We start from the raw sequence: 21,009 nt of genomic DNA, 5'->3' as shown, positions 1-21,009 counted from the left end.
CGGTCGCGCGATCCCACCCTTCTTTACTGCGGCTGCGCTTCGTGCGAGCAGATGGCCGACCTCCGCGAGTGGGCGACGATCTACCTGAAGGGCATCGCGATGGGGAGCGCAGACGCCGTGCCGGGCGTCTCCGGCGGCACCATCGCGCTGATCGTCGGGATCTACGAGCGCCTGATCGCGGCGGTCACCGCCGTCGACCCCGACCGCGCGCGTCGAGTACTCGCGGGCGTGCGGCCCGGACGCCGCGCCGACGCTCGGGCCGCGTTCCGGGAGGTCGACGGCGCGTTCCTCCTCGTGTTGGGCGCCGGCATCGGCACCGCGGTCGTGACCGTGTTGAGCGCGGTGAACCGCCTGCTCGCGACCCAGCCGGTGGCGACGTACGGCTTCTTCTTCGGGCTGATCGCGGCGAGCGCTGCGGTGCTGCTCGGCGACGTCGACCTCTCGACGCCGCGCCGCAAGGCCGCCGCGGCCGCCGGCTTCGCGCTCGCCTTTCTCGCGTCCGGCGTCGCGGCGACCGCGCTCGGAAGCCCCCTGCCGCTCGTCTTCCTCGCGGGGGGCGTTGCCGTCAGCGCGATGGTACTCCCGGGCATCTCGGGGTCGCTGTTGCTTATCGTCCTCGGCCAGTACGAGTACATGTCCGGCGTCGTCGCGCGGTTCGTCGACGGGGCGGGCGCGCTCGCGCTCGGGGACGGCACGGACACGCTCGTCGAGACGCTGCCGCCGGTGGCGGCGTTTCTGCTCGGCGGCGTCTGCGGGCTCTTCACCATCGCGCACACCGTCCGCTACGCGCTGTCGCGGGCGCGCGGCGCCACGGTCGCGTTCCTCGTGAGCCTCGTCGTCGGTGCGCTGCGCGCGCCGCTGGTGGAGGTGTCCGCGCGGTTAGCCGAAAGCGGCGAGTCGTGGCGCGCGGCCGCGCCGCGGTTCGCGCTGGCCGCGCTCGTCGGCGCCGTGCTCGTGGCCGTGTTGAACCGCTACTCCGCGACCATCGAGTACTGACTGGCGGAGTCGGTCACTGGTCTACGGTGAGTGAGAATCACAACCAGTCGGTGGTGATGTACGTCACCGCCTTCATGGCGTCCCGGTCGGGATACACCTCGACGACGCGCTGGATGATGTGATAGAGCTCGTGCGTTTCGAGTGATTGATCGGGCACGTAGAATACGCCACTGTGCGAGTCGACCGACATCTGGACAAAATCGTCGTCACTGGTGACGATGAGACGGTCGTGTTCGACGGCGTACCGGCGAATCGCGACGTCGTCGACGCCCTCACCGAGCTCGCTCACGGCGACGACGCGCTCTACGTCGTGGCCCGCTTTGGCGAGTTTGTCTGCCAGTGGAGCCGCGATGTTCTCATCGAGCAGAAATGACACCCGCATGCGCTACGCGTCCGACAAGTCCTCGGGACCGGTGACGACGTTCGGATCGTTCGCTGCGGCGTCGTGTAGCTCCCGACGGCGTTCTTCGACGGTTCGCATCTCCTCCGGGTGGTCGTGATAGTACGCCAGCGCGTGGTAGACCTTCGCGGCGGTGAGGTCGAACCGATCCGCGACCGTCTGTGCGTCGAGCCCGCGCTCCTCCACCAGCGCGTGGATATGACGCACGGTGATTCGTCGGTCTCGAACGTGCGGCTCGTCATGGACGTCCGACTCGTCACCAGAGACAACGGTGTTCATTTGCCTCGACATATCAGCAGCTACCGGCGTAGTGGCCTTTAGTCTTTGCCGGCGCGTTGGGGCGCTGAACGTTCTGCGACTGAACAGGTTATCGATACGTCGCGCAACGCCTTTTCCCCTCCCGCTCGTATGATCGCGTATGGTCCAGATGGAATCCGACTCGGAACTCGACCGTGGCGACGCCGCCCCCGACTTCGAGTTGCCCGGCGCGGACGGCGAGACGTACGCGCTCAACGACTTCGAGACGGACGCGCTGCTCGTCGTCTTCACCTGTAACCACTGCCCGTACGCGAAGGCGAAGATCGACCTCCTGAACGAGCTCGCCGCAGAGTACGACGACCTCGCGGTCGTCGGGATCAACCCCAACGACGCCGACGCGTACCCCGAGGACTCCTTCGAGGCGATGCGCGAGCGGGTCGCCGACGGCACGGTCGCGTACGACGCGTACCTCCGCGACGAGACCGGCGAGGTCGCGGCCGCCTACGATGCCGTCTGTACCCCTGACCCGTTCCTCTTCGGCCGCGAAGACGGCGCGTGGCGGCTGCGCTACCACGGGCGGCTCGACGACGCGCTCAACCCCGACGACGAGCCGACCGAGTTCTACGTCCGCGACGCAGTCGACGCCGTCCTCGCGGGCGAGGACGTCGAGATTCCGGACCGCCCCTCGCGCGGCTGTTCAATCAAGTGGCCCGACGCCTGAGGCTCGGGGACCGTCGCCGGACGCGGCGGGTGGTCTCGGATCGGGGTTCCGCCGGAGACGGGTTAACAAGCGTCCGGGCCGAACGGGTGGTATGGGAATGAAAGGCGACGAGCCGGACCTCCACGAGATCGATCGCTACGACAGCGGCGTCGGCTGGATCGCGTACCCCGACGAGATGATGGAGCGCGCGAGCCACGCGTTCGCGGTCGAGAACGACGAGAGGGACGCGGACGACGTGTGGGTGGTCGACCCGGTCGACGCGCCCGGCGTCGACGAGCTGCTCGACGAACTCGGCGACATCGCGGGCGTCGTGGTCGGGCTCGACCGCCACGTGCGCGACAGCGGCGAGCTCGCCACGCGCCACAACGCCCCGGTGTACGTCCCCGAATGGATGACCGGCGTCGCCGAGGAGCTGGATCCGGACGTCGACGTCGAGCGGTTCGGCGCGCGGCTCGCGGACACCGGCTTCGAGGCGATCCGGATCCGCGACTCCTCGCTGCCGCCGTGGCAGGAGGTCGGGCTCTTCGACGGGGAGACGCTGATCGTTCCCGAGTCGCTCGGCAACGCCTCGTACTTCCGCGGCGACCGCGAGCGGCTCGGCGTCCACCCGATGCTCCGGCTCACGCCGCCGACGGCCGCGCTCTCCGGGCTCGACCCCGAGCGCGTCCTCGTCGGGCACGGCGTGGGCGTCCACGAACGCGCCGCCGTCGCCCTGGAGGACGCGCTGTCCGGCTCGCGGTCGAAGGCCGCCGGCCTGTACGCGAAGACGCTCAAGTCGGCGCTCCCGTTCTGAGCGCGGTCAGGAACGCTGCGGTGCCGGGCGACCCGTGCGTGACCTTTTGCCAATGCGTCCCGTAGCGGCTCCCGACCAGTGATCTACGTCACCCGCGATCTGTTGACGGTGCTGCGCGAGCGCGCCGCGAGCGAGGACCCCGACGAGGCGAACCTTCGCCTCTCGGCGACGCCCGCCGGCGAGTTCGAGACCAATCTCGGCCTCGACCCGGAGACACCGGTGGTGACCCACTTCACGCTCCCGTCTGTGGGGGAGTCCGTCAGCTCCGTGTTCGGCGTCGACCTCGGCACGCCGGCGGGCGAGGGCGGTGCGCGGTTCGTCTCGCACCCGGACGGGTTCCTCGGAATCTCGCGGACCGACGACCTCGCCGGCGTGGTGATCGTCGCCGTCCCGCCGTACGACGACGACTCGGTCGCCGCCTTCGACCGGGCCGGAGACGGGGTCGAGCTCGCCGTCGTCGACGCCGAGCCCCCGACCGAGTCCGTGCCGGAATGAGCGGGACGCGCCGAGAGCAGGGGTTTCAAGCCGTCGGAGGAAGTACCACGCCGTAATGGCAGCACGGCCACCCGGCGGCGGCGATACGAAGGAGCCGGAGGCGATCGAGTTCGGGATCGCCGCGCTCGACGCCCGGCTCGACGAGGCGGACGTGTCGTTTCCCGCGACGGCCGCGGAGCTACGGGACGCGCTCGGCGACCAAGAGGTGCCCTACGACGCGCAGGGACGCTCCATCGCGCTCGCGGACGCGCTCGACCGCGTGCCCAAGCGGGAGTTCGAAAACGAGACGGCGTTTCTCGACGCCTTATACCCGGTGTTCGACGAGGCGCGCCGCGAGGAGCGCGGCGTGATCGCCAGCCTCCGCGACGCGCTTCCGTTCTGAACGCCGCGCGCGACGCGGCCGACTGATCGAGAATCGGTTACGTCGACTCCGCGAGCTCGCTCGGCTCCTCCTCCGAGTCGCCGGTGTCGTACCGCTCGATGACGTCGTTGATCAGGACGACGTCGCCGACCGCGCGGACCCAGCGGTACGGGACGACGACGCCGGTCGAGCCGTCCACCTCTCCGGCGAACAGCTCGTGGTTGAGTTCAGCGAGCGCGAGGCCGGTCACGGAGCGCGCGTCCAAGTCGAGCTGGATGTCTTCGATCTCACCGACGAAAACGCCGTTGCTCGAGTACACCTCGCGACCGACGAGCGCCGTGATCTCTTCGGGGGCTGCGTTCATACACGATACGGACACGAGCGCGCCTAATAAGCGTTCGTTGTCGAACGACGCGCGTCCGACGCCGGCGGGTTCCCGGTACCCGGGACCGGGTCACCCTCGCGGCGCGATCACTTCGATCGGATGCCTCGGGGCGGCGTCGAGCAGGGCGTCGAGCTGCTCGGTACAGGACGTGCCGGGGGCGACGACCGTGCGGTCGGTGTCGCCGAACTGCTCGCGCAGCGGCTCGCCGACGTCCACGCTCAGCTCGTAGTAGTCCGTCTTGTAGCCGAACGAGCCGGCCATCCCGCAACACTCCGTGTCGGAGACGCGCACGTCGTAGCCGAGCCGCTCGAAGGTCGCGGTCGCGTACTCGCCCACCTCGACCGTTCGGGCCTGGCAGTGCGGGTGGTACGCGATCCGTTTCCCGGACGCGACCGGCCCGGTCCCCTCGCTCGGCGCGCGCAGCCCCGCCGGATCGGCGCCGTTCTCCAGCAGACCGAAGACGTACTCCATCGCGTCGTAGCTCGCGTCCGCGAGCCGCTCGGACGACTCGCTCGGCAGGAACCGCTCGTACTCGCGGCGGAACGTCGCGAGGTCGCTCGGCTCGATGACGACCACGTCGCGTCCGGCGTCGAGGTGCGGCGCCAGCCCGGCGTAGAGGTCCTCGGCCGCGGCCTCGGCGGTCGCGACCATCCCCTGTGACAGCGGCGGGCGGCCGCTCCCGGGGAGGTCCGGTACGCGAACGTGAACGCCGAGCGCCTCCAGGGCGCGCACGGTCGCCTTCCCGCGCTCGACGTCGACGTAGTTCGTCGCGGTGTCCGGGTAGACGACGGCCTCGCGGGTCGCCTCGTCGGCCGGGACCGCGGGGCCCCCGCGGGCGTCGAACCACTCGACGAGCGACTCGCGCGCGAACTCGGGGAGGTCGCGCCGGCGGTCGATCCCGGCCACCCGCTCGGCGAGCGCGCGCACCGGACCGGCGTTCGCGAGGCGGTTGGCGACCGGCGCTGTCTTGTGCCCCCACTCCGCGAGCGTCGCGTAGTTGCCGACCAGCCGGGTGCCGAGGTCGAGTCCGCCGGGCTCCTCGTCCGGCACCAGCTCCTCGAACGCCCAGTCGAGCTGGCTCGGGTCGGCCTCGCCGCGGTTGATCCGGTCGCGGACCGCGGTGTTGATCCACGGAATGTCGATGCCGACCGGACAGGCGGGCACGCAGCGCGAGCAGCCGGTACAGAGGTCGTTGAACTCGGCCGCGACGTCGAGCCCCTCGATGCCGGCCTCCCACCCTGTCGCGATCCCGCCGGAGTACGTCTCGCCGCCGAACGCGTGGCCGCCGACGCTCTGGAAATTCCCGCAGGCGTTCGAGCAGGCCGAACAGCGGATGCAGTACAGCGTCTCCTTCAGCGTCTCGTCGTCGCGCATCGCCAGCCGGCCGTTGTCGATGAGGACGAGGTGGAAGTCGCGGTCGGCGTCGGAGCCGTCGGCGAGCGGTTCCTGATCGCTTCCGAAGTCTGGCACCGGCGAGTCGACTGGCGGCGTCAGCGTCGAGATGTAGGAGGTCACGTCCTGACCCGTCCCCGACCGGCCGATCAGCTCGACGAACGGAGAGAACTCCTCGACGGTCGGGACGAGCTTCTCGACGCCCGCGACCGCGACGTGCGTGTCGGTCGCGGTCACCGTCTTCCGGGCGTTCCCCTCGCTGGTGACGAGGAGCATGGTGCCCGAGTCCGCGGCGATGAAGTTCGCGCCGGTCATCCCGAGATCGGCGTCCTCGATCAGCTCGCCGAGCCGCTCGCGGGCGAACATCGTGAGCTCCTCGGCGGTCTCGGGCGGGTCGTCCGGGTCGAACCGCTCGGCGAACAGCTCCGCGATCGCCTCGCGCGACTTGTGGATCGCCGGCGCGACGATGTGCGAGGGCTCCTCGTCCGCTAACTGGAGTACCCACTCGCCGAGGTCGGTCTCGACGACGTCGACGTCGTCCGCGGCGAGCGCGTCGTTCACTTCGATCTCCTCGGAGGTCATCGACTTCGATTTCACCGCGCGCTCGGCGCCACGCTCGGCCGCGATCTCGCGGATGTATCGGTTCGCGTCGGCCGCGTCGTCGGCGAGGTACACCGTGCCTCCGTTGGCCTCCACCGTCTCCCTCACCTCGTCGATGAGATCGGGGAGCCGCTCGATCGCGTCCTCCTTGATGGCGCGCGCCTCGTCTTTCAGCGCCTCGTAGCCGTCGAGGCGGCCGGTCGACTCGTAGCGCCCCGCGTTGAACCCGCGGGTGTTCTCGGCGACCGCGTCGCCCTCGGTCGCCAGCAGCTCGCGGATCCGCTCGGCCTTCGCCTCGCGGTCGGGGTCGCTCGCCTCCGGCCCCTCACCGGCGCCGCGCTCGGCGTCGCTGCTCATCGTTCGGCCTCCGCGTCGGGGGTGTCGTTCGGTCCGTCCGCCGCGTCGTCGTCGCGCAGCAGGACCACGTGGACCTCCTTCGGTCCGTGCGCGCCGTGGACGAGGCCGCCCATGTCCGCGGTGGCGCTCGGACCGGTCGCGAACACCACGTCGACCGACTCGTCGCGCGCCCGCGGCCCGAGCCAGTCGAAGGCGTCGGGCATGTCGGGGACGATGTCGGCCTCCCGGAGGACGACGACGTGACGGTCGACGAAGAGGCTCACCGGCTCCGTGCCGGCCGGGTCCGCCTCCAGCGCGACGCTCCCGTACTCGGCGACGCCGAGCGACGCGGCGGTGACGCCGGTGTGAGCCGCGCGCAGGTCGGCGGTCGTCGGCTCCGTCTCGACTCGGTCCGGGAGCGTCGCGGGCGAGTCGGCGAGCCCCTCGGGCCCCGAGCGACCGAGCGGCACGCCGACCACGGGCTCGCCCGCGGCCGCCTCGACCATGGTCGCGCACTCCTCAGGCGGGCCCGTAGCGACCGCGACGCCGAGGTCGTCGAGCCGCCGGGTGAACGTCGACGCGTCTGCGAGTGACATGGTCGTGCCTTCGCCGGCCAGTATATGGGTTTTGCGACGGCTCCCGGGCGGCGACAGCGCGCCCGGCACGCGGCGGGCGAGACCGCCGCACGGGCGATCGAATTCTCGCGACGCGCAGACGGCAGGAAGTTTTTCACGGTTCGACTGCGAGGGGTTCGCATGGCGACAAACACCCCGGGTCCCGACCCGGCGGACGGCGGGGACTTCGACTACACCGGCGGCGCGGTGGAGCGACCGGATCTCGTCGACGCGCTCGATCGCCGCGTCGCGGGCGACGTGCGGTTCGACGACTACTCCAAGCGGCTGTACGCGACCGACGCCTCGGCGTACGAGGTCACCCCGATCGGGGTCGTGATCCCGGAGTCGACCGCGGACGTCGCGGCCGTCCACGAGCACTGCTTCGAGGAGGGGATCCCCGTCCTCCCGCGCGGCGGCGGCACCTCGCTGGCCGGCCAGACCGTCAACGAGGCGGTCGTCCTCGACCTGACCGGCGAGATGAACGGCGTGCTCTCGACCGATCCCGACGCCGAGCGGGCCCGCGTTCAGGCGGGCGCGTACGTCGGCGACCTCAACGCCGCGGTCGAGGGCGACGGCCTGAAGTTCGCGCCCGACCCGGCGTGGCGCGACAAGTCCGCGGTCGGCGGCGCGATCGGCAACAACTCCACCGGCTCCCACTCCCTGAAGTACGGGAAGACTGACCACTACGTCGAGGAGCTGGAGGTCGTCCTCGCCGACGGAACCGTGACGACGTTCGGCGAGGTCGCGGTCGAGGAACTTCGGGAGTCCGCAGACCCGGACGCCGACGACCTGCTGCCCCGGATCCACGCCGAAGTCGTCCGTATCTTAGACGAGGAGGCCGACGAGATCGACGAGCGGTTCCCGGAGCTGAAGCGGAACGTCTCCGGCTACAACCTCGACCGCCTGCTCGCCGAGTACCGCGGGGAGTACGGCGAGGAAGGCGTCGTCAACCTCGGCCGCCTCATGGCCGGCAGCGAGGGGACGCTCGCGACGGTGACGGAGGCGACCGTCTCCCTCGTCGAGATCCCCGAGACGAAGGCGGTCGCGCTGCTCACCTACGACGACCTCCTCGACGCGATGGAGGACGTGGCGGCGTGTCTCGAACACGACCCCGCCGCGGTCGAGGTGATGGACGACGTCCTGTTAGGGCTCGCCGCCGACACGCCGGAGTTCGAGGACGTCGTCGGAATGTTGCCCGACGGCACCGACTCCGTCCTCCTCGTCGAGTTCTACGCGGAGAACGACGCGGAGGGGAAACAGAAGGTCGCGGACCTGATCGCGGACCGAGTGGGCGGGGAGGAGAGTTCGGCAGCGGCCCGCGTCGACACCGCGGCCGACCCGAGTGCGGGCGCCGCCGAGACGACGAGTCACCCTCGCCGGGCGGCCCACGCGATGGAGGCGCACGACCCGGAGCAGCGCGACCGCTTCTGGAAGATGCGCAAGGCGGGCCTCCCGATCCTCCTCTCGCGAACCACCGACGAGAAGCACATCTCCTTCATCGAGGACTGCGCCATCCCGCCGGAACACCTCCCCGAGTACACCCGCGAGTTCCAGCAGATCCTCGAGGACAACGACACGTTCGCCACCTTCTACGCGCACGCCGGTCCCGGCGTACTCCACGTCCGCCCGCTGATCAACACGAAGGACGTCGACGACGTCGACGCGATGCTCGACATCGCCGACCGCGTCACCGACGCGGTGGTCCGGCTCGGCGGGTCGGTGTCCGGCGAACACGGCGACGGCCGCGCGCGCACCCAGTGGAACCGGAAGCTGTACGGCGACGACCTCTGGGAGTCGTTCCGCGAGCTGAAGACCGCGTTCGACCCCGACTGGCTGCTCAATCCCGGGAACGTCTGCGGCGACTTCGACATGCGCGAGAACCTCCGGTTCGACGCGGAGTACGAGTACGACGCCGGCTTCGACCCCGCGATGGAGTGGGCGGTCGACAACGGGATGCAGGGGATGGTCGAGCTCTGTCACGGCTGCGGCGGCTGCCGCGGCCCGCAGGAGACGACCGGCGGCGTGATGTGTCCGACCTACCGCGCGGCGGAGGAGGAGATCCAGGCGACCCGCGGCCGGGCGAACATGCTTCGCGGGGCCATCTCCGGCGAGCTCCCCGACGACCCGACCGACGACGAGTTCGTCACCGAGGTGATGGACCTGTGCGTCGGCTGTAAGGGCTGTAAGGTGGACTGCCCGAGCGGCGTCGACATGGCGAAGCTGAAGGCCGAGGTCGAGCACGCCCACCACGAGGAGCACGGGGTCGACCTCCGGACGCGGCTGCTCGGCCGCTTCGAGTCGCTCGCGCCGCTCGCCTCGAAGCTCGCCCCGCTCTCGAACCTCCCGAACAAGATTCCCGGGAGTGGTCTCATCGCGGAGAAGGCGCTCGGGATCGCGAAAGAGCGGGACCTCCCCACGTTCCGCTCGGAGACGCTCGTCGACTGGTTCGAGGCGCGCGGCGGCGCGGGCGTCCCGCGCGAGGAGGCCGCCCGCGAGGTCCTGCTGTTCCCCGACGTGTACACGACCTACACGAACCCCGGCGCGGGGAAGGCCGCTGTACGCGTCTTAGAGGCCGCCGACTGCCACGTTCGGATTCCGGACGTTGACGGCAGCGGGCGCCCGCCCCACTCGAAGGGGATGTTGGACGTGTCGCGTGCGACCGCCAAATCCGCCGTGGAGACGCTCGCCCCCGACGTCCGCGACGGGTGGGACGTGGTCGTCGTCGAGCCCTCGGACGCCGTGATGCTCCAGTCAGACTACCACGACCTGCTCGACGGCGATGCCAGCGACGTGCCCGACGCCGACGTGGCGGCCGTCTCGGAGAGCGCCTACGGCGTCATGGAGTACGTCGACGCCCACCGGCTCGACGAGGACCTCGCACTCGACGCGTCCACCGAGTCGCTCACCTACCACGGCCACTGCCACCAGAAGGCGACGAAGAAGGACCACCACGCGGTCGGTGTGCTCCGGCGCGCCGGCTACGGCGTCGACCCGCTCGACTCCTCCTGTTGCGGGATGGCGGGCTCGTTCGGCTACGAGGCCGAGCACTACTCGATGAGCAAGGCCATCGGCGAGAACCTGTTCGAGCAGGTCGACGCCAGCGACGGCGACGCCCTCGTCGCGCCGGGCACCTCCTGCCGGACGCAGTTAGAGGAAGGCCCCGGCGAGGTGCCGGAGCCGACGCACCCGATAGAGAAGCTGGCGGCCGCGCTGGTGTAGGGAGGCGGCTGCGGGCCACCTGCGGACGAATCGATCGGGCCCGAAGACTCACTCCGCGCTCGGCCAGACGTTCGCCCCGACGAGGGCGATCAGGTACGAGAACGCCGGGAAGGTCACCGCGACCACGACGAGGAACGCCGGGTCGAGTCCGGCCGGGTCGTCAGAGAGCCACCCGGTGTACTGGAGGACGGCCAGCGTGAGGACCACGACGGCCGTGTTGAGCGCGTACTCGGAGAGCGACGGGTTCGGGAACCGCATACGGCCGGCTGGCGCCGCCGCTCACTCAACCCTTTCGGCCAGGTCCCGCTCGTGCTCCCGCCGTCTCCGTAGTAGCCGCTTGAACCCCTTCCCGGGCCCGCCCTCTATCGGCCACCCGTTCGTGCGCCACTGTGGGGGTTCGGGCGAGAACTCGGAACACGAGCCCGAACACTCCCGCGCGGTGGGGACTTTCCTTTTCGCCGCGCAGTAGGGAACGAGCGCGCGCCCCTCGCGCCGGAGTTCGAAATGCCGGCAGTCGGGGCGCATCGTGTCGTGGAACGAGCGCCACCCCTTCCCGTAGGCGCGCTCGGCGATCTCCAGCCGCAGCGTCTCGGTCCCGGCGTCGCGGCGCTGGCCCTCTCCGGGGGCCAGATCGCTCGGGTGCCACGCCACGTCGGCCGCGTCGGCGTCGACGCCCGCGGAGAAGTCGGTCGCGAGGATCCCGGCTTCGACGGGCATCTCGCGGAGGAGGGCGGGCTCGACGCGCTCGCCGGTCGTCTCGGTCGCGAGCCACGCCTCGTCGGCGAGCGCGGTCTCGATGTCGTGTTCGAGCTGGTCGGCGAGCCTGTCGGCCGCGGAGCGGTCCAAGTCCGGCTTGTTCTCGACCGCCACGATCCGCTCGACCCAGTCCGGGTACGGTCGCTTCCGGCGGATCTGGATCCGGTTGCCGTCGCGGCGCTTCTCGATCAGGTCCCGGCCCGCCGCGCGGTGGACCGCCTGCCGGACGTAGCGCCACGGGTAGCCGGGGTGCGGCAGCGCGTCGCGGTAGAACGCCCACTCGGCGGGCGCGCCCCGGACGACGTGGAGGAGGTCGGAGTCGATGGTGCGGTCGCCGAACTCGCGCCGCCGTTCGAACGCGGCCGGGTCGACTTCGATAACAACGGTGTCCCACCGTCGTTCCTTGGTGCCGAGCTGGCGGGAGACCAACGCGGGACGGGACCCCTCGCTCGGGTGCCAGACCAGCTCGGCGTACCGGCAGACGAGAAGCTCGTAGCCGAACTCGGCGTCGGGCGTCACTGGTCGACCCGTCGAGCGGAGCGGACAAAAGCGAACCGCTCGGAGGCGGGGCAGTCGTCGCCCGCGCCGCCCGAGCGTCCCGGTTAGACGTACTTGCCGTTCTCCTCGTCTTTCCGCTCGTCGAGGTAGTCGTGGGCCTCCTCTAAGATGTCGCGCGGCCCGTCCTGGGTGATCGTGTTGAGCGCCTGGTCGTAGTCGCGCCACTGGAGGTCGCGGTGTTCCTTCGAGAGCTCCGCGCTCGCCTCGAACGAGCGGGCGATGAACAGGTGGACCGTCTTGTGGATGGTCTTCCCGTTCGCCTCGAACACGTAGTCGTACTCCCTGCGGAACCCGTCGATCAGCCGGAAATCCTCGATTCCGGCCTCCTCGCCGACTTCTCGTATCGCCGTCTGCTGGAGCTCCTCGTCCCCCTCGACCCCGCCTTTGGGGAACTCCCAGTCCCCCGGTCGGCTCTTCAGGAGCAAGTACTCCCGTTCGCCGCGGGTATCGCGGAAGAGGATGGCTCCGGCACTGGTCGCTTCGACCGTCATTAGCCGCAGGTAAGCGATCACCCCTAAAGAGCGTGTCGGACTTCCGAACAGAGACGAGCGTCTCGGCGGCGTCGACCGGTCTCCGAGCGGGATTCGCGGCGCGGGCGGCCGGCCCGACGACGGGTAGATGCGTTTTTACCGCTCGGGCGGCCATTGGCGGACGACCCCCAGCCATGACCTTCGTCACGAAACTCGACTTCGCGTCCGGCGACCGCGACGTGCTCGTCGAGACCGTCCAGGAACTCAAAGAGACGCTCGAACGCAAAGGCGCCGAGTGCAAGGGCCCGCACGCGAGCCCCTCGGAGAACGTCACCGTTCCGCTGTACAAGAACCTCTCGCCGGGCGACGAGTTCTCGCCGTGGCGCTACGACGTGTATCGCCGCTCGATGGAGATCCACGGCGCCGACGACATCGCGCGCGACGTCGTCGGCCGCGACTTCCCCGACTCGATCCACGTCGAGGTTGAGGTCGACCGGAAGAAGCCGGCCGGCCACCGCCGAGACTGAGGCGACCACCCCCGAACCGACGGGCGACGCGGTCACGGCTGCGGTTTTCTCGGGGCACGCGACGCATTCACAGACCAGCGAGCCACCCGCTCGTCAGCCGAGGGTCCGCAGGTTCTCCGTCTCGACGCGCTCTGGCAGCCGTTCGAGCGCGCGGTCGCACCACGCGTCGTGACCGAGCGTGAGCGCCGTCTCGGGGTTCGCCTCGGCGAGCGCGACGACCCCCTCCGCGGCCGCGACCTGCGCCGCGTCGTCGGTCCGCTCGGGCACCTCGGCGGTGAGCGGATACGTCTCCGAGAGCGCGGGCGGGTAGGGGCCGAACGGCGGCTTCACGCGCCACACGGCGTCGTATTCGTGGTCCGAGGGCGCCTTCGACTCGGTGAGGAGGAGGTCGTCGGGCGCCGCCAGTCGGGCGAGACGGGTCTGGTGTCGCTCCACTTCCGGCCGGCGCGCCTCCTCGTGAGAGGTGTAGAAGAACGCGTCCTTCGAGCCGGGGTCGGTACGCTCTAACTCCTCGGCGTGGTCGAGCAGCGCGCGGTAGCCGTCGAGCATCGCCGGGTGGCCGCGGGCGCGGCGGTCGACTAAGTCGAGCAGGTTCCCGGAGCGGATCGCCTCCTTCACGCGGCGCAGCTCTTCGAAGGTGACGTGGAGGTTGTGCTCGGCGAGCAGCCGCTCCGTCTCGCCGTCGCCGAACCCGCGGAGGTCGGCGGGCGTGTGGTCCGCGCAGACGGGACACGAGCACGGGAAGTAGTCGAGGTCTTCGAGGTGTTCCGTTCCCGAGACGGTTAGGTAGCGGCCGTCGCGCGCCATCAGCGCGTAGGCGGCCGAGTCGAACAGGTCGCAGCCGGCCGCCACCGCGAGCGCCAGCATCATGGGGTGGCCGGCGCCGAACAGGTGGACCGGCGCGCCCGGGCCGAGCCCGCGCTTCGCTGCGCGCACCGCCTCGACCACCTCGGCGTAGCGGTAGGAGTTCAGGAGGGGGACCATCGCGCCGACTGGGAACACGTCGAGGTCGGTCCCCGACGCGTGACGCCCCGCCTCTTCGCGGAGGTCGGCGTACGTCGACCCCTGGACCGGGGCGTTGACCAGCATCTCTCCGGTCTCGGCGTCCTCCGCGTCCGCGAGCGCCTGCTTCGTCGTCGCCAGCTCGCGCTCCGCCTGCTCGCGGTCGGCGTCCGGCGGCGTGGGCACGTCGACGGGTGTCGCCACGTCGCTGCCGATCCGCCGCTGGAACTCGATGATCTCCGCGGTCGTCACGTCGATGTCGCCGTACTCGGCTAACTGGAAGGAGCCGGAGTCGGTCATGATCGCGCCGTCGAAGCCGAGGAAGTCGTGGAGCCCCTCGTCGACGACGCGGTCGCGGATGCGGTCCGTGCTGCGGATGATGTAGGAGTTCGTGATCAGCATCTCCGCGCCGAACTCCCCGCGGAGCCGCTCGGGCTCGATCGTGAGCACGTTGGGGTTGACCACGGGCAGAAGCGCCGGCGTCTCGACCGTGACGTCGGCGCGCGGGACCTCCAGCCGACCGATCCGCCCGGCGGCGTCGTGGTCCCGGATCTCGAAGTGATCGCGCATACCCCGACTGCGCGGACGCGAGCGGTAAGGGTTGCGTTCGCCGGCGAGCGCGTCGCCGACGCCCGGTCGCAACGATCGCCGACTACAGCCCGGTCGGGTGCGAGAGGTACGTCGTCTCGACGCCCCAGTCGTCCGTCAGCGACTGGAGCGCGCGGACGCCGAACGTCTCCGTGGCGTAGTGCCCGGCGAGGAACACGGTAATTCCGGCCTCCCGCGCGTCGTGGTAGACCTGCTGTTTCCCCTCGCCCGTGATCAGGGCGTCCGCGTCGGCCGCGACCGCCTCGTCGAGCCAGTCGACCCCGGAGCCGGTGACGACCGCGACCCGCTCGATCTCGTCGGGGCCGAAGTCGAGTACCCGCGTGGGCGACGCCTCGCCGTCGGGCTGGCCCTCGAAGTCGTCGAGCGTCTCGCGAATCGCGGCCGCCGACCGCGGCGACGCAGTCTCGCCGATCGTCCCGATCGTCACCGGCCCCATCTCGCCGAACGGGTCGCGGTCGGAGAGCCCCACCGCGTCCGCGACCCCCGCCGCGTTGCCCAGTTCCTGGTGCCCGTCGAGCGGGAGGTGGGAGACGTACAGCGCGAGGTCGTTTTCGACCAAGGCCGCGATCCGGTCGTGAACGCGGCCCGTGACGCGCTCGATGCCGCCCCACGAGAGCCCGTGGTGGACGACGAGGACGTCCGCCCCCGCGTCCGCGGCGGCCTCGATGGTCGCCGTCGCGGCGTCGACCGCGAAGGCGACGCGCTCGACCTCGCCCTCGTCCGGACCCACCTGTAACCCGTTCGCGCTCGCGTCGACGTCGGCATACGCGGCCGTGTCGAGTTCGTCGTCGAGTCGCTCGACGTACTCGGAGAGCTTCATACCGGTCCGTCGTGCGGGCGGGGAATAAAGCGCGGCGGTCCGGCGGGATCGGATCCGTTCGCAGGTGCGGTCGATTTTGAACTTCACGGACGGCCATTTATAAATGAATGCGCGGTGGCGCGTGCCGACGAGCGGCCGCAGGCCGCGAGTCGCACGCGCGAGGGAGTCGGTCGCCGAGCGAAGCGACGGCGACCGACGAGGCTGGGGAGGCGTGAGGCGCTGTGCGGTGCGGTCGGGTGGGACTCAAAGGGGCAGCCGCGAGGCGGGCGCAAGCGACGTAAGCACCGCAGGAACGAGCGAAGCGAGTGACGAGGAGCGCAACGAGCGTGCGTCCGCCTCGCGGCTGGGGCTTTGGAGGCATTCGCCCTCGATCTGCCAGCTGCCATTTATAAACGAGCGGCTGGGGCTTTGGAGGCATTCGCCCTCGATCTGCCAGCTGCCATTTATAAACGAGCGGCTGTGTCGTTGGGAGTGGTCGCGGTCGATCCGCCAGCAGTGATTTATAAATAAGCGGCTGTGTCGTTGGGAGTGGTCGCGGTCGATCCGCCAGCAGTGATTTATAAATAAGCGGCTGGGGCTGCTGAAGAGTTCAGCGCCGATCCGCAGACAACCGCTTATAAACAACAAACTTAGTCGTCCAGTTCCTCGGCGACGGAGTCGGGGACCGCGTCCGGGCCGCCGGCCGCGGCGTCGGCGATGTCCGCCTCCTCCGGCCCCTCGGCCCCCGACGTGAACTCGGGATCGAACAGCCGGAGCGCGGTCCGGATCGTCTCCCAGTCGTCCTCGCCGGCGGCGTCCCGGAGCGAGCGCGTCGGCGCCGCGAGCAGTTGGCCGACGAGCGCGTCCGCCAAGTCTTCGACCGTCTCGCGCTGCTCGTCGGTCAGCCCGCCCTGCGCCTCGAGCTTCGACATCGCGCGGTCGAGCTCGCGCGCCTTCACCTGGTCCGCGCCGGCGTACATTGCCGAGATGGCGTCGTCCGCGCGCTTGCGCTTGTACGCCTGAAGGATGCGGTCGAGCTCCTCGTCGATGATCGACTCGACCTTCCGGGCCTCCTCCGCGCGGCTCTCGCGGGTCCGCCGGGTGACGTCTTCGAGGTCGTCGATGTCGTAGACGGTGACGCCCTCGCGGGCGCCGGCCGCGGGGTCGACGTCGCGCGGCTGCGCGATGTCGATACAGACGACGCGACCGGCGCCGTCGACGTACGACGGGTGGACGACGAGGTCGGGGCTCCCGGTCGCGGTGACGACGAGGTCGGCGTCGGGGATGATCGCAGGGAGGTCCGCGAGCGACACCGCCTCGGCGGCGGTGTCGACCTCCTCGACGACGAACTCCGCGTGCGGCACGGTGCGGTTCGCGACGACGATCTCCGAGACTGCGGTGTCGTCGAGCGTGCGAGCCGCGAGCGTTCCCATCTCGCCGGCGCCGACGACGACAGCGGTTCCGTCCGTCAAATCGATCTCGCTGGCCGCCAGCCGGACGGCCGCGGAGCCGAGCGAGACGACGCCCTCGTTGATCTCCGTCTCCGTCCGCGCGCGCTCGCCGACGTGGAGCGCCTTCGTCACGGCGTCTTTGAGCACCGGGCCGATGCCACCGGCGGACTTCGACTCCTCGTAGGCCTCGCGCAGCTGGCCGATAATCTGGTCTTCGCCGAGTACGAGCGACTCCAGCCCGGAGGCGACTCTCATTAGGTGCTCTAAGCTCTCCTCGTGGTCGAGGCGGCGGACCGCGCCGCCGCGCACGTCCGGCGCGAACGTCGACAGCGCCGTCGTGCCGTCGACGGTCCGGTCGGTGACGACGTACGCCTCCGAGCGGTTACACGTCTGCACCGCGAACGCCTCCTCGACCCCTTCGCGCGCGAGCAGGTCGGAGACGGTCGCGCGGACGCCGTCGCCGCCGGCGGCCTCGATCTCGTCGACGGTCGCGTCGGCGTGGGCGACGCTCACGCCGGCGATCGCACCCGTCTCTCTCATCGGTCGAGTACCTCCTCAATCACGGTGTCAGCCTCTTGCCGTCCGTTGGATCTCCCCTTTTGTAAACCCTTCCAAACCCCCCGGGATCTGACAACGCGTCGGACCGCTTCCCGCCGCTTTTCGGGGGCGACACCCGCCGTTTTCAGCTCCTCGCGGATCTCCCCCGAGAGCGCCGCCATCTCGCCCGCACCCTCGATCTCGGCCTCGATCCGCTCTCGGAGCGCCTTCGCCAAGGCGGGACTCGTTCCCCCCGTCGAGAGGGCAACGGTCACCGGGTCGTCCTCGACCGTCGCGGGCACCACCACGCTCCCGGGGTCGCGACCGCCCGACACGTCCGTGCGGTTGACGAGGATTCCCCGGTCGAGCGCGGCCGACTCCACGGCCGCGTTGACCGCGGCGTCGTCCGTCGCCGCGACCGCGAGCGCGGGATCGAGGCGGTCGATCCACTCCGCGACGGCGTCGGCATCCGGCGCGGCGCGGACCAGTTCGACCGACGGCCCGTCCGGGCCCTCGTCCCCGTCTCGTTCGTCGGCCTCGCGCTGGTCCGCATCCCGCTCGTCCGCGAGCTCGCGCACCCGCTCGTCGAACTCTGGGCTGACGACGACGATCCGGCCCGCCTCGTCGAACCCGGCAGCCTTTCGCGAGCCGACGGCACCGCCGCCGAAGACGGCGACCGTCTCGCCCGCGAGGTCGTGGTAGAGCGGGGTCACGCTCGCCCTCTGAATCCCGCGATCCGGCGGATCACGCCGTGTTGCTGTCCGCCCGGTCCGCGATGCGGATGCCGGTCTTCTTCAGGATGCGCGTCGAGAACAGGGTGTCCCAGTCGTCGGCGCCGACGTCCCAGTGCTCGTCCATCAGCTCCCTGACCTCCGCGATCCGGCGCTCGCTCTCCGCCTCCGTGCGCCCGTGCGTCATCGCGAAGAAATTGTACTCCCAGACGCCCGCGTGGCGCGGGCGCTCGTAGCAGTGCGTGACGAAGTCGAGTTCCGCCACCGCGGGGCCGACCTCGTCTAAGACGTCCTCGGGCACGTTCCAGACGGTCATCCCGTTCTCCGTGTAGCCGAGCGCGTAGTGGTTGGGGATGACGCCGACGCGGCGCACCTTCCCCTCCCGCTCGAACCGCTTGATCGTCTCGATCACCCACTCCACGTCGGCGTCGAGCGCGGCCGCGACGTCGGTGTAGGGGGTCTCCGTCACCGGGAGCCCGCCCTGGATCTCGACGACGAGGTCGCGCTCGTCGGGCGTGAGCGTCCCGCGGTCGCTGGGCTCCACGTCGGGCCCCAACTCCGACAGGTCCACGTCGCCCTCGGGAACCGGCCCGTCGACGAGGAACTTCGCGCCGACGTGGAACTCCCGGAGCTTCGGGAGGTTGTACGTCTCCTGACCCGTCGCGGCCTCGATCTCGTCGAGCACCTCCTCCACCCGGTCGTTCCCGTCCTTGTCGGGGTCCGGGTGGTCGGCGACGCTCACCACGAACCACATGTTGAGGTGGGGGTGTTCCCGCTCGTAGTTGTGCGCCACCGCGGTGAACTCGTTGACGGCCTCCGCGATCTCCTCGTAGCGGTCCTCGGGCGCGTGCATCGCGACGAGCGAGGCGGCGCCGCCGATCTCCTCGGCGTTGACGAGCGCGCCGAACCGCGAGAGGATTCCCTCCTCGTCGAGCTCGCGGACGCGCTCGCACAGCTCCGGGCCGGTCACGTCGACGCCGCGCTCGCGGAGCGCGGCTGCCGCCGCGTCGAAGGGGCGCTCCGTCACCGGGAACCCGCCCTGGAACGCGTTGATGATCGCGCGGTCGAGCGCCGTCAGATCCGCGTCGACCTCTTGCATGGCGCGACATCGGGCCCGAGCGAGAATAAGCGATCCGGCCTGACGCCGCGGGGCTTCTGGCCTGACGCCGCGGGGCTACTCGTCGACGTCGCGCGCGATGTCCGCGAGCGACGAGCGCGGCCCGCGGTTCGCGTCGTACACGGTCCGTTCGCCCGGGATCCGGAGGCCGTACAGCTCGCCGGGCACCACGACGTCGAGAACGACGCTGTCGCCGGGCTCCCGGTCGTTCGCGTCGAGCCACTCGACTAAGCGGTTCGCCCCCTCGCCGGCCTCGCGCGCGAGCCGCCGGTTGTCGAACGCGCCGCGGAGGAGGCGGCCCTTGGAGTCGCTCGCGACCCGCGCGTGGTGCTCGCCCCCGTCGAACGCGACGCGGATCAGGTCGCCCTGACTCACGTCGAGTGCGTCGCAGCTTCCGGACTCGACGCGGCCGTCGAGCGCGTCGTCATCGGGCAGCCTGACACAGGGGCGGCGTGTGCCGCCGCTCCGGGCGAGCGAGACGCGGATCGAAGAGACGTCCTCGCCGTCGGAGGGGACGCGAGGCATCGGGGCGTCGTTACTCGTCGGCGTCGTCGTCCGCGTCGCCCTCGCCGAGCGCGGCCGCAACGTCGCCGTCGCCGTCGACGACGCTCGCGTTGATCTGCGCGATGTCGTCGTCGATCTCGCGACCGCGGACGGTGATGCGCTTGCGCTCGCCCTCGCGGGACGGCTCGAAGCCGACGCCGCCCTCCAAGAGGAGCTCTTTCAGGCGCGTGCCGGAGACGTCCTCGCGCATCGGGCGCCCGGTCTCGTCGGAGCCGCCGGTGAGTTCGATGGTGTGATCGGAGAGCCCGACCGCGTCGCCGCCGATCTCGTCGCCGAGTTCGCGACCGAGGAATCGGTTGGCGTCCTGTCCGTCGACCTCTCGCTGGAACGTCTCGCCGGTCTCGGGGTCGGCGACGACGACTTTGAATTCGGCCATGCGCGAACCCAGTCCCCCGCGCATAAAAAGCACGTCGAAACGTCGAAAGCGCGCGCCGCGGCGCGCTCAGGCGTCTGCCCCGTCGACGCGGACGATCTCGCGCTCGCCGTCGCCCCACGGCCCGTCGACGAACGCGGCCTCGACCGCGCGGGCGACGGCCTCCGAGTCGTCCGGGCCGCCCGCGTCGGCGACGCTCCCGACCGACTCCGGATCGAACGGCACGTCGAGCGCGTCGTAGATCGGTTCGGTGACCCGCGCAATCGCGCCGGGGTCCGCGGCCGAGACGACGAGGACGCCCGCGACGAGCGCCGCGTCGGCGCGGACGCGCTGGGCGAGGCCCGCGACCTTGCCGCCGACGACGACGCGCTCTGCGTCCTCGGTCGCCGCGCCGTCCGCGGTGCGCTCCCCGCCTGCGACCCGAAGCGAGTGGTCGCCGGGACAGAAGGCGTCCGGCGGCTCCCCCCGGACTACGTCGGCGCCCAACTCACGGAGCGCGTCGCGGAGCGTCTCGGTCGCGGTCTCGTACCGCGAGTCGATCGACCCGCGCCCGTCGCCCGTCGGCACCGCGACGCCGAACGAGAGCGTCGACCCCGTGTACGCGACCGCGCGCCCGCCGACGTCGCGTTCGAGGGGCGGGAACCCCGCCGCCTCGGCCGCCCGCTTCGCCGCCTCGAACCCGGACTCGCGGGCGTCACGCCGACCGAACGCGACCTGCCGCGGCGGCGCGGTGACGCGCACGGCCGGGACGCCGCTCGCGGCCGACGCGAGGAGGTCCGCCGTCGGCTCGCGGTCCGCGGCGGGCGTCGCGAACCCGCCCCTGTACACGCGCATGCCGGACCAGACGACTGGAGCGCACAAGCCCTTTGCGCCGGGCGCAGTCGCCCGTCGGCGCGCTGCGAGCCCCGGTGACGAGACGGCCCGTCGGCCGGCGCGTGACACAAC

23 protein-coding genes are annotated in these 21,009 nt (G+C 70.8%); 7 read left to right on the top strand and 16 right to left on the bottom strand.

Translation table 11 applies throughout. The annotated features are described in order from the left end of the window. The first annotated feature begins 51 nt into the window (after window positions 1-51). Complete coding sequence (locus B378_RS0106655) at window positions 52-996, top strand: DUF368 domain-containing protein (protein ID WP_017343032.1); 945 nt, start codon at window positions 52-54, stop codon at window positions 994-996. A gap of 37 nt (window positions 997-1,033) precedes the next feature. Here B378_RS0106655 and B378_RS0106650 read toward each other — a convergent pair whose 3' ends face one another. Together B378_RS0106650 and B378_RS0106645 are read right to left on the bottom strand one after the other, a co-directional pair. Further along, window positions 1,034-1,378 (bottom strand): DUF5615 family PIN-like protein, encoded by a 345-nt coding sequence (locus tag B378_RS0106650; RefSeq protein WP_017343031.1) that lies wholly within the window; start codon window positions 1,376-1,378, stop codon window positions 1,034-1,036. Window positions 1,379-1,381: 3 nt separating this feature from the next. Further along, complete coding sequence (locus B378_RS0106645; RefSeq protein WP_155118188.1) at window positions 1,382-1,687, bottom strand: DUF433 domain-containing protein; 306 nt, start codon at window positions 1,685-1,687, stop codon at window positions 1,382-1,384. Between the two features lie 127 nt (window positions 1,688-1,814). Here B378_RS0106645 and B378_RS0106640 point away from each other — a divergent pair, with 127 nt between their 5' ends. The 4 genes from B378_RS0106640 to B378_RS0106625 all read left to right on the top strand — a co-directional run bounded on the left by B378_RS0106640 (window position 1,815) and on the right by B378_RS0106625 (window position 4,045). Next, window positions 1,815-2,375, top strand: a complete 561-nt coding sequence (locus tag B378_RS0106640; RefSeq protein WP_017343029.1) for a thioredoxin family protein — start codon at window positions 1,815-1,817, stop codon at window positions 2,373-2,375. A 97-nt stretch (window positions 2,376-2,472) separates the two neighbouring features. Then, window positions 2,473-3,168: a hypothetical protein gene (locus B378_RS0106635; protein ID WP_026046200.1), complete on the top strand. Its 696-nt coding sequence runs from the start codon at window positions 2,473-2,475 to the stop codon at window positions 3,166-3,168. Between the two features lie 78 nt (window positions 3,169-3,246). Further along, complete coding sequence (locus tag B378_RS0106630) at window positions 3,247-3,663, top strand: hypothetical protein (RefSeq protein ID WP_017343027.1); 417 nt, start codon at window positions 3,247-3,249, stop codon at window positions 3,661-3,663. A 55-nt stretch (window positions 3,664-3,718) separates the two neighbouring features. Continuing rightward, window positions 3,719-4,045 carry a hypothetical protein gene (locus B378_RS0106625; RefSeq protein WP_017343026.1) on the top strand — a complete coding sequence of 109 codons (327 nt, stop codon included), beginning with the start codon at window positions 3,719-3,721 and terminating at the stop codon, window positions 4,043-4,045. Window positions 4,046-4,082: 37 nt separating this feature from the next. On the opposite strand, the gene B378_RS0106620 is transcribed toward B378_RS0106625, so the two are convergent. The 3 genes from B378_RS0106620 to B378_RS0106610 all read right to left on the bottom strand — a co-directional run bounded on the left by B378_RS0106620 (window position 4,083) and on the right by B378_RS0106610 (window position 7,333). After that, on the bottom strand, window positions 4,083-4,388 hold the full coding sequence (locus tag B378_RS0106620; RefSeq protein WP_017343025.1) for a PRC-barrel domain-containing protein: 306 nt from the start codon (window positions 4,386-4,388) through the stop codon (window positions 4,083-4,085). A 90-nt stretch (window positions 4,389-4,478) separates the two neighbouring features. Beyond that, window positions 4,479-6,758, bottom strand: coding sequence for an LUD domain-containing protein (locus tag B378_RS0106615; protein ID WP_017343024.1), 2,280 nt, complete (start codon window positions 6,756-6,758; stop codon window positions 4,479-4,481). Next, window positions 6,755-7,333, bottom strand: coding sequence for an LUD domain-containing protein (locus B378_RS0106610; protein ID WP_017343023.1), 579 nt, complete (start codon window positions 7,331-7,333; stop codon window positions 6,755-6,757). The genes B378_RS0106615 and B378_RS0106610 overlap by 4 nt, the downstream gene beginning before the upstream one ends. 159 nt (window positions 7,334-7,492) lie before the next feature. On the opposite strand from B378_RS0106610, the gene B378_RS0106605 reads away from it, so the two are divergent. Further along, complete coding sequence (locus B378_RS0106605) at window positions 7,493-10,570, top strand: FAD-binding and (Fe-S)-binding domain-containing protein (RefSeq protein WP_017343022.1); 3,078 nt, start codon at window positions 7,493-7,495, stop codon at window positions 10,568-10,570. Window positions 10,571-10,618: 48 nt separating this feature from the next. On the opposite strand, the gene B378_RS0106600 is transcribed toward B378_RS0106605, so the two are convergent. From B378_RS0106600 to B378_RS0106590, 3 genes are all read right to left on the bottom strand, one after another. Continuing rightward, window positions 10,619-10,828 (bottom strand): hypothetical protein, encoded by a 210-nt coding sequence (locus B378_RS0106600; RefSeq protein ID WP_017343021.1) that lies wholly within the window; start codon window positions 10,826-10,828, stop codon window positions 10,619-10,621. A gap of 21 nt (window positions 10,829-10,849) precedes the next feature. Beyond that, window positions 10,850-11,845: a DUF5787 family protein gene (locus tag B378_RS0106595; protein WP_017343020.1), complete on the bottom strand. Its 996-nt coding sequence runs from the start codon at window positions 11,843-11,845 to the stop codon at window positions 10,850-10,852. Window positions 11,846-11,928: 83 nt separating this feature from the next. Then, complete coding sequence (locus B378_RS0106590) at window positions 11,929-12,375, bottom strand: bis(5'-nucleosyl)-tetraphosphatase (protein WP_004596138.1); 447 nt, start codon at window positions 12,373-12,375, stop codon at window positions 11,929-11,931. Between the two features lie 173 nt (window positions 12,376-12,548). On the opposite strand from B378_RS0106590, the gene B378_RS0106585 reads away from it, so the two are divergent. Next, on the top strand, window positions 12,549-12,881 hold the full coding sequence (locus tag B378_RS0106585) for an uS10/mL48 family ribosomal protein (RefSeq protein WP_004596139.1): 333 nt from the start codon (window positions 12,549-12,551) through the stop codon (window positions 12,879-12,881). A gap of 93 nt (window positions 12,882-12,974) precedes the next feature. On the opposite strand, the gene tgtA is transcribed toward B378_RS0106585, so the two are convergent. The 8 genes from tgtA to B378_RS0106545 form a co-directional block, all read right to left on the bottom strand. After that, on the bottom strand, window positions 12,975-14,453 hold the full coding sequence (tgtA, locus tag B378_RS0106580) for a tRNA guanosine(15) transglycosylase TgtA (protein ID WP_017343019.1): 1,479 nt from the start codon (window positions 14,451-14,453) through the stop codon (window positions 12,975-12,977). 82 nt (window positions 14,454-14,535) lie between these two features. After that, window positions 14,536-15,312 carry a Nif3-like dinuclear metal center hexameric protein gene (locus B378_RS0106575; protein ID WP_017343018.1) on the bottom strand — a complete coding sequence of 259 codons (777 nt, stop codon included), beginning with the start codon at window positions 15,310-15,312 and terminating at the stop codon, window positions 14,536-14,538. Window positions 15,313-15,941: 629 nt separating this feature from the next. Further along, window positions 15,942-17,282: a glutamyl-tRNA reductase gene (hemA, locus tag B378_RS0106570; RefSeq protein ID WP_017343017.1), complete on the bottom strand. Its 1,341-nt coding sequence runs from the start codon at window positions 17,280-17,282 to the stop codon at window positions 15,942-15,944. Next, window positions 17,279-17,992 carry a bifunctional precorrin-2 dehydrogenase/sirohydrochlorin ferrochelatase gene (locus B378_RS0106565; RefSeq protein ID WP_017343016.1) on the bottom strand — a complete coding sequence of 238 codons (714 nt, stop codon included), beginning with the start codon at window positions 17,990-17,992 and terminating at the stop codon, window positions 17,279-17,281. Before B378_RS0106565 ends, hemA begins: the two co-directional genes overlap by 4 nt. 31 nt (window positions 17,993-18,023) lie before the next feature. Next, a complete protein-coding gene (locus B378_RS0106560) occupies window positions 18,024-19,109 on the bottom strand; it encodes an Lrp/AsnC family transcriptional regulator (protein ID WP_017343015.1) in 1,086 nt (361 codons plus the stop codon). Window positions 19,110-19,184: 75 nt separating this feature from the next. After that, window positions 19,185-19,652 (bottom strand): hypothetical protein, encoded by a 468-nt coding sequence (locus B378_RS0106555; protein ID WP_017343014.1) that lies wholly within the window; start codon window positions 19,650-19,652, stop codon window positions 19,185-19,187. Window positions 19,653-19,662: 10 nt separating this feature from the next. After that, the gene (locus B378_RS0106550; protein ID WP_004596146.1) at window positions 19,663-20,067 is read right to left on the bottom strand and encodes a 30S ribosomal protein S6e; all 405 of its coding nucleotides are present in this window, start codon (window positions 20,065-20,067) and stop codon (window positions 19,663-19,665) included. Window positions 20,068-20,133: 66 nt separating this feature from the next. Then, the gene (locus B378_RS0106545) at window positions 20,134-20,898 is read right to left on the bottom strand and encodes a lipoate--protein ligase family protein (RefSeq protein WP_017343013.1); all 765 of its coding nucleotides are present in this window, start codon (window positions 20,896-20,898) and stop codon (window positions 20,134-20,136) included. Window positions 20,899-21,009 lie beyond the last annotated feature (111 nt).

The organism is Halorubrum sp. T3, from assembly GCF_000296615.1.
Classification (GTDB): domain Archaea; phylum Halobacteriota; class Halobacteria; order Halobacteriales; family Haloferacaceae; genus Halorubrum; species Halorubrum ruber.
Note: the sequence above shows the minus strand (reverse complement) of the source record. Positions and strands in the feature narration are given on the sequence as shown.

Coding starts and splice junctions, on each gene's coding strand:
- B378_RS0106590 (WP_004596138.1), bottom strand. CDS start 12,375: ATGACGGTCGAAGCGACCAGTGCCGGAGCCATCCTCTTCCGCGATACC.
- B378_RS0106545 (WP_017343013.1), bottom strand. CDS start 20,898: ATGCGCGTGTACAGGGGCGGGTTCGCGACGCCCGCCGCGGACCGCGAG.
- B378_RS0106645 (WP_155118188.1), bottom strand. CDS start 1,687: ATGTCGAGGCAAATGAACACCGTTGTCTCTGGTGACGAGTCGGACGTC.
- B378_RS0106605 (WP_017343022.1), top strand. CDS start 7,493: ATGGCGACAAACACCCCGGGTCCCGACCCGGCGGACGGCGGGGACTTC.
- B378_RS0106575 (WP_017343018.1), bottom strand. CDS start 15,312: ATGAAGCTCTCCGAGTACGTCGAGCGACTCGACGACGAACTCGACACG.
- B378_RS0106610 (WP_017343023.1), bottom strand. CDS start 7,333: ATGTCACTCGCAGACGCGTCGACGTTCACCCGGCGGCTCGACGACCTC.
- hemA (WP_017343017.1), bottom strand. CDS start 17,282: ATGAGAGAGACGGGTGCGATCGCCGGCGTGAGCGTCGCCCACGCCGAC.
- B378_RS0106585 (WP_004596139.1), top strand. CDS start 12,549: ATGACCTTCGTCACGAAACTCGACTTCGCGTCCGGCGACCGCGACGTG.
- tgtA (WP_017343019.1), bottom strand. CDS start 14,453: ATGCGCGATCACTTCGAGATCCGGGACCACGACGCCGCCGGGCGGATC.
- B378_RS0106560 (WP_017343015.1), bottom strand. CDS start 19,109: ATGCAAGAGGTCGACGCGGATCTGACGGCGCTCGACCGCGCGATCATC.
- B378_RS0106620 (WP_017343025.1), bottom strand. CDS start 4,388: ATGAACGCAGCCCCCGAAGAGATCACGGCGCTCGTCGGTCGCGAGGTG.
- B378_RS0106635 (WP_026046200.1), top strand. CDS start 2,473: ATGAAAGGCGACGAGCCGGACCTCCACGAGATCGATCGCTACGACAGC.
- B378_RS0106655 (WP_017343032.1), top strand. CDS start 52: ATGGCCGACCTCCGCGAGTGGGCGACGATCTACCTGAAGGGCATCGCG.
- B378_RS0106600 (WP_017343021.1), bottom strand. CDS start 10,828: ATGCGGTTCCCGAACCCGTCGCTCTCCGAGTACGCGCTCAACACGGCC.
- B378_RS0106550 (WP_004596146.1), bottom strand. CDS start 20,067: ATGGCCGAATTCAAAGTCGTCGTCGCCGACCCCGAGACCGGCGAGACG.
- B378_RS0106555 (WP_017343014.1), bottom strand. CDS start 19,652: ATGCCTCGCGTCCCCTCCGACGGCGAGGACGTCTCTTCGATCCGCGTC.
- B378_RS0106640 (WP_017343029.1), top strand. CDS start 1,815: ATGGTCCAGATGGAATCCGACTCGGAACTCGACCGTGGCGACGCCGCC.
- B378_RS0106625 (WP_017343026.1), top strand. CDS start 3,719: ATGGCAGCACGGCCACCCGGCGGCGGCGATACGAAGGAGCCGGAGGCG.
- B378_RS0106615 (WP_017343024.1), bottom strand. CDS start 6,758: ATGAGCAGCGACGCCGAGCGCGGCGCCGGTGAGGGGCCGGAGGCGAGC.
- B378_RS0106650 (WP_017343031.1), bottom strand. CDS start 1,378: ATGCGGGTGTCATTTCTGCTCGATGAGAACATCGCGGCTCCACTGGCA.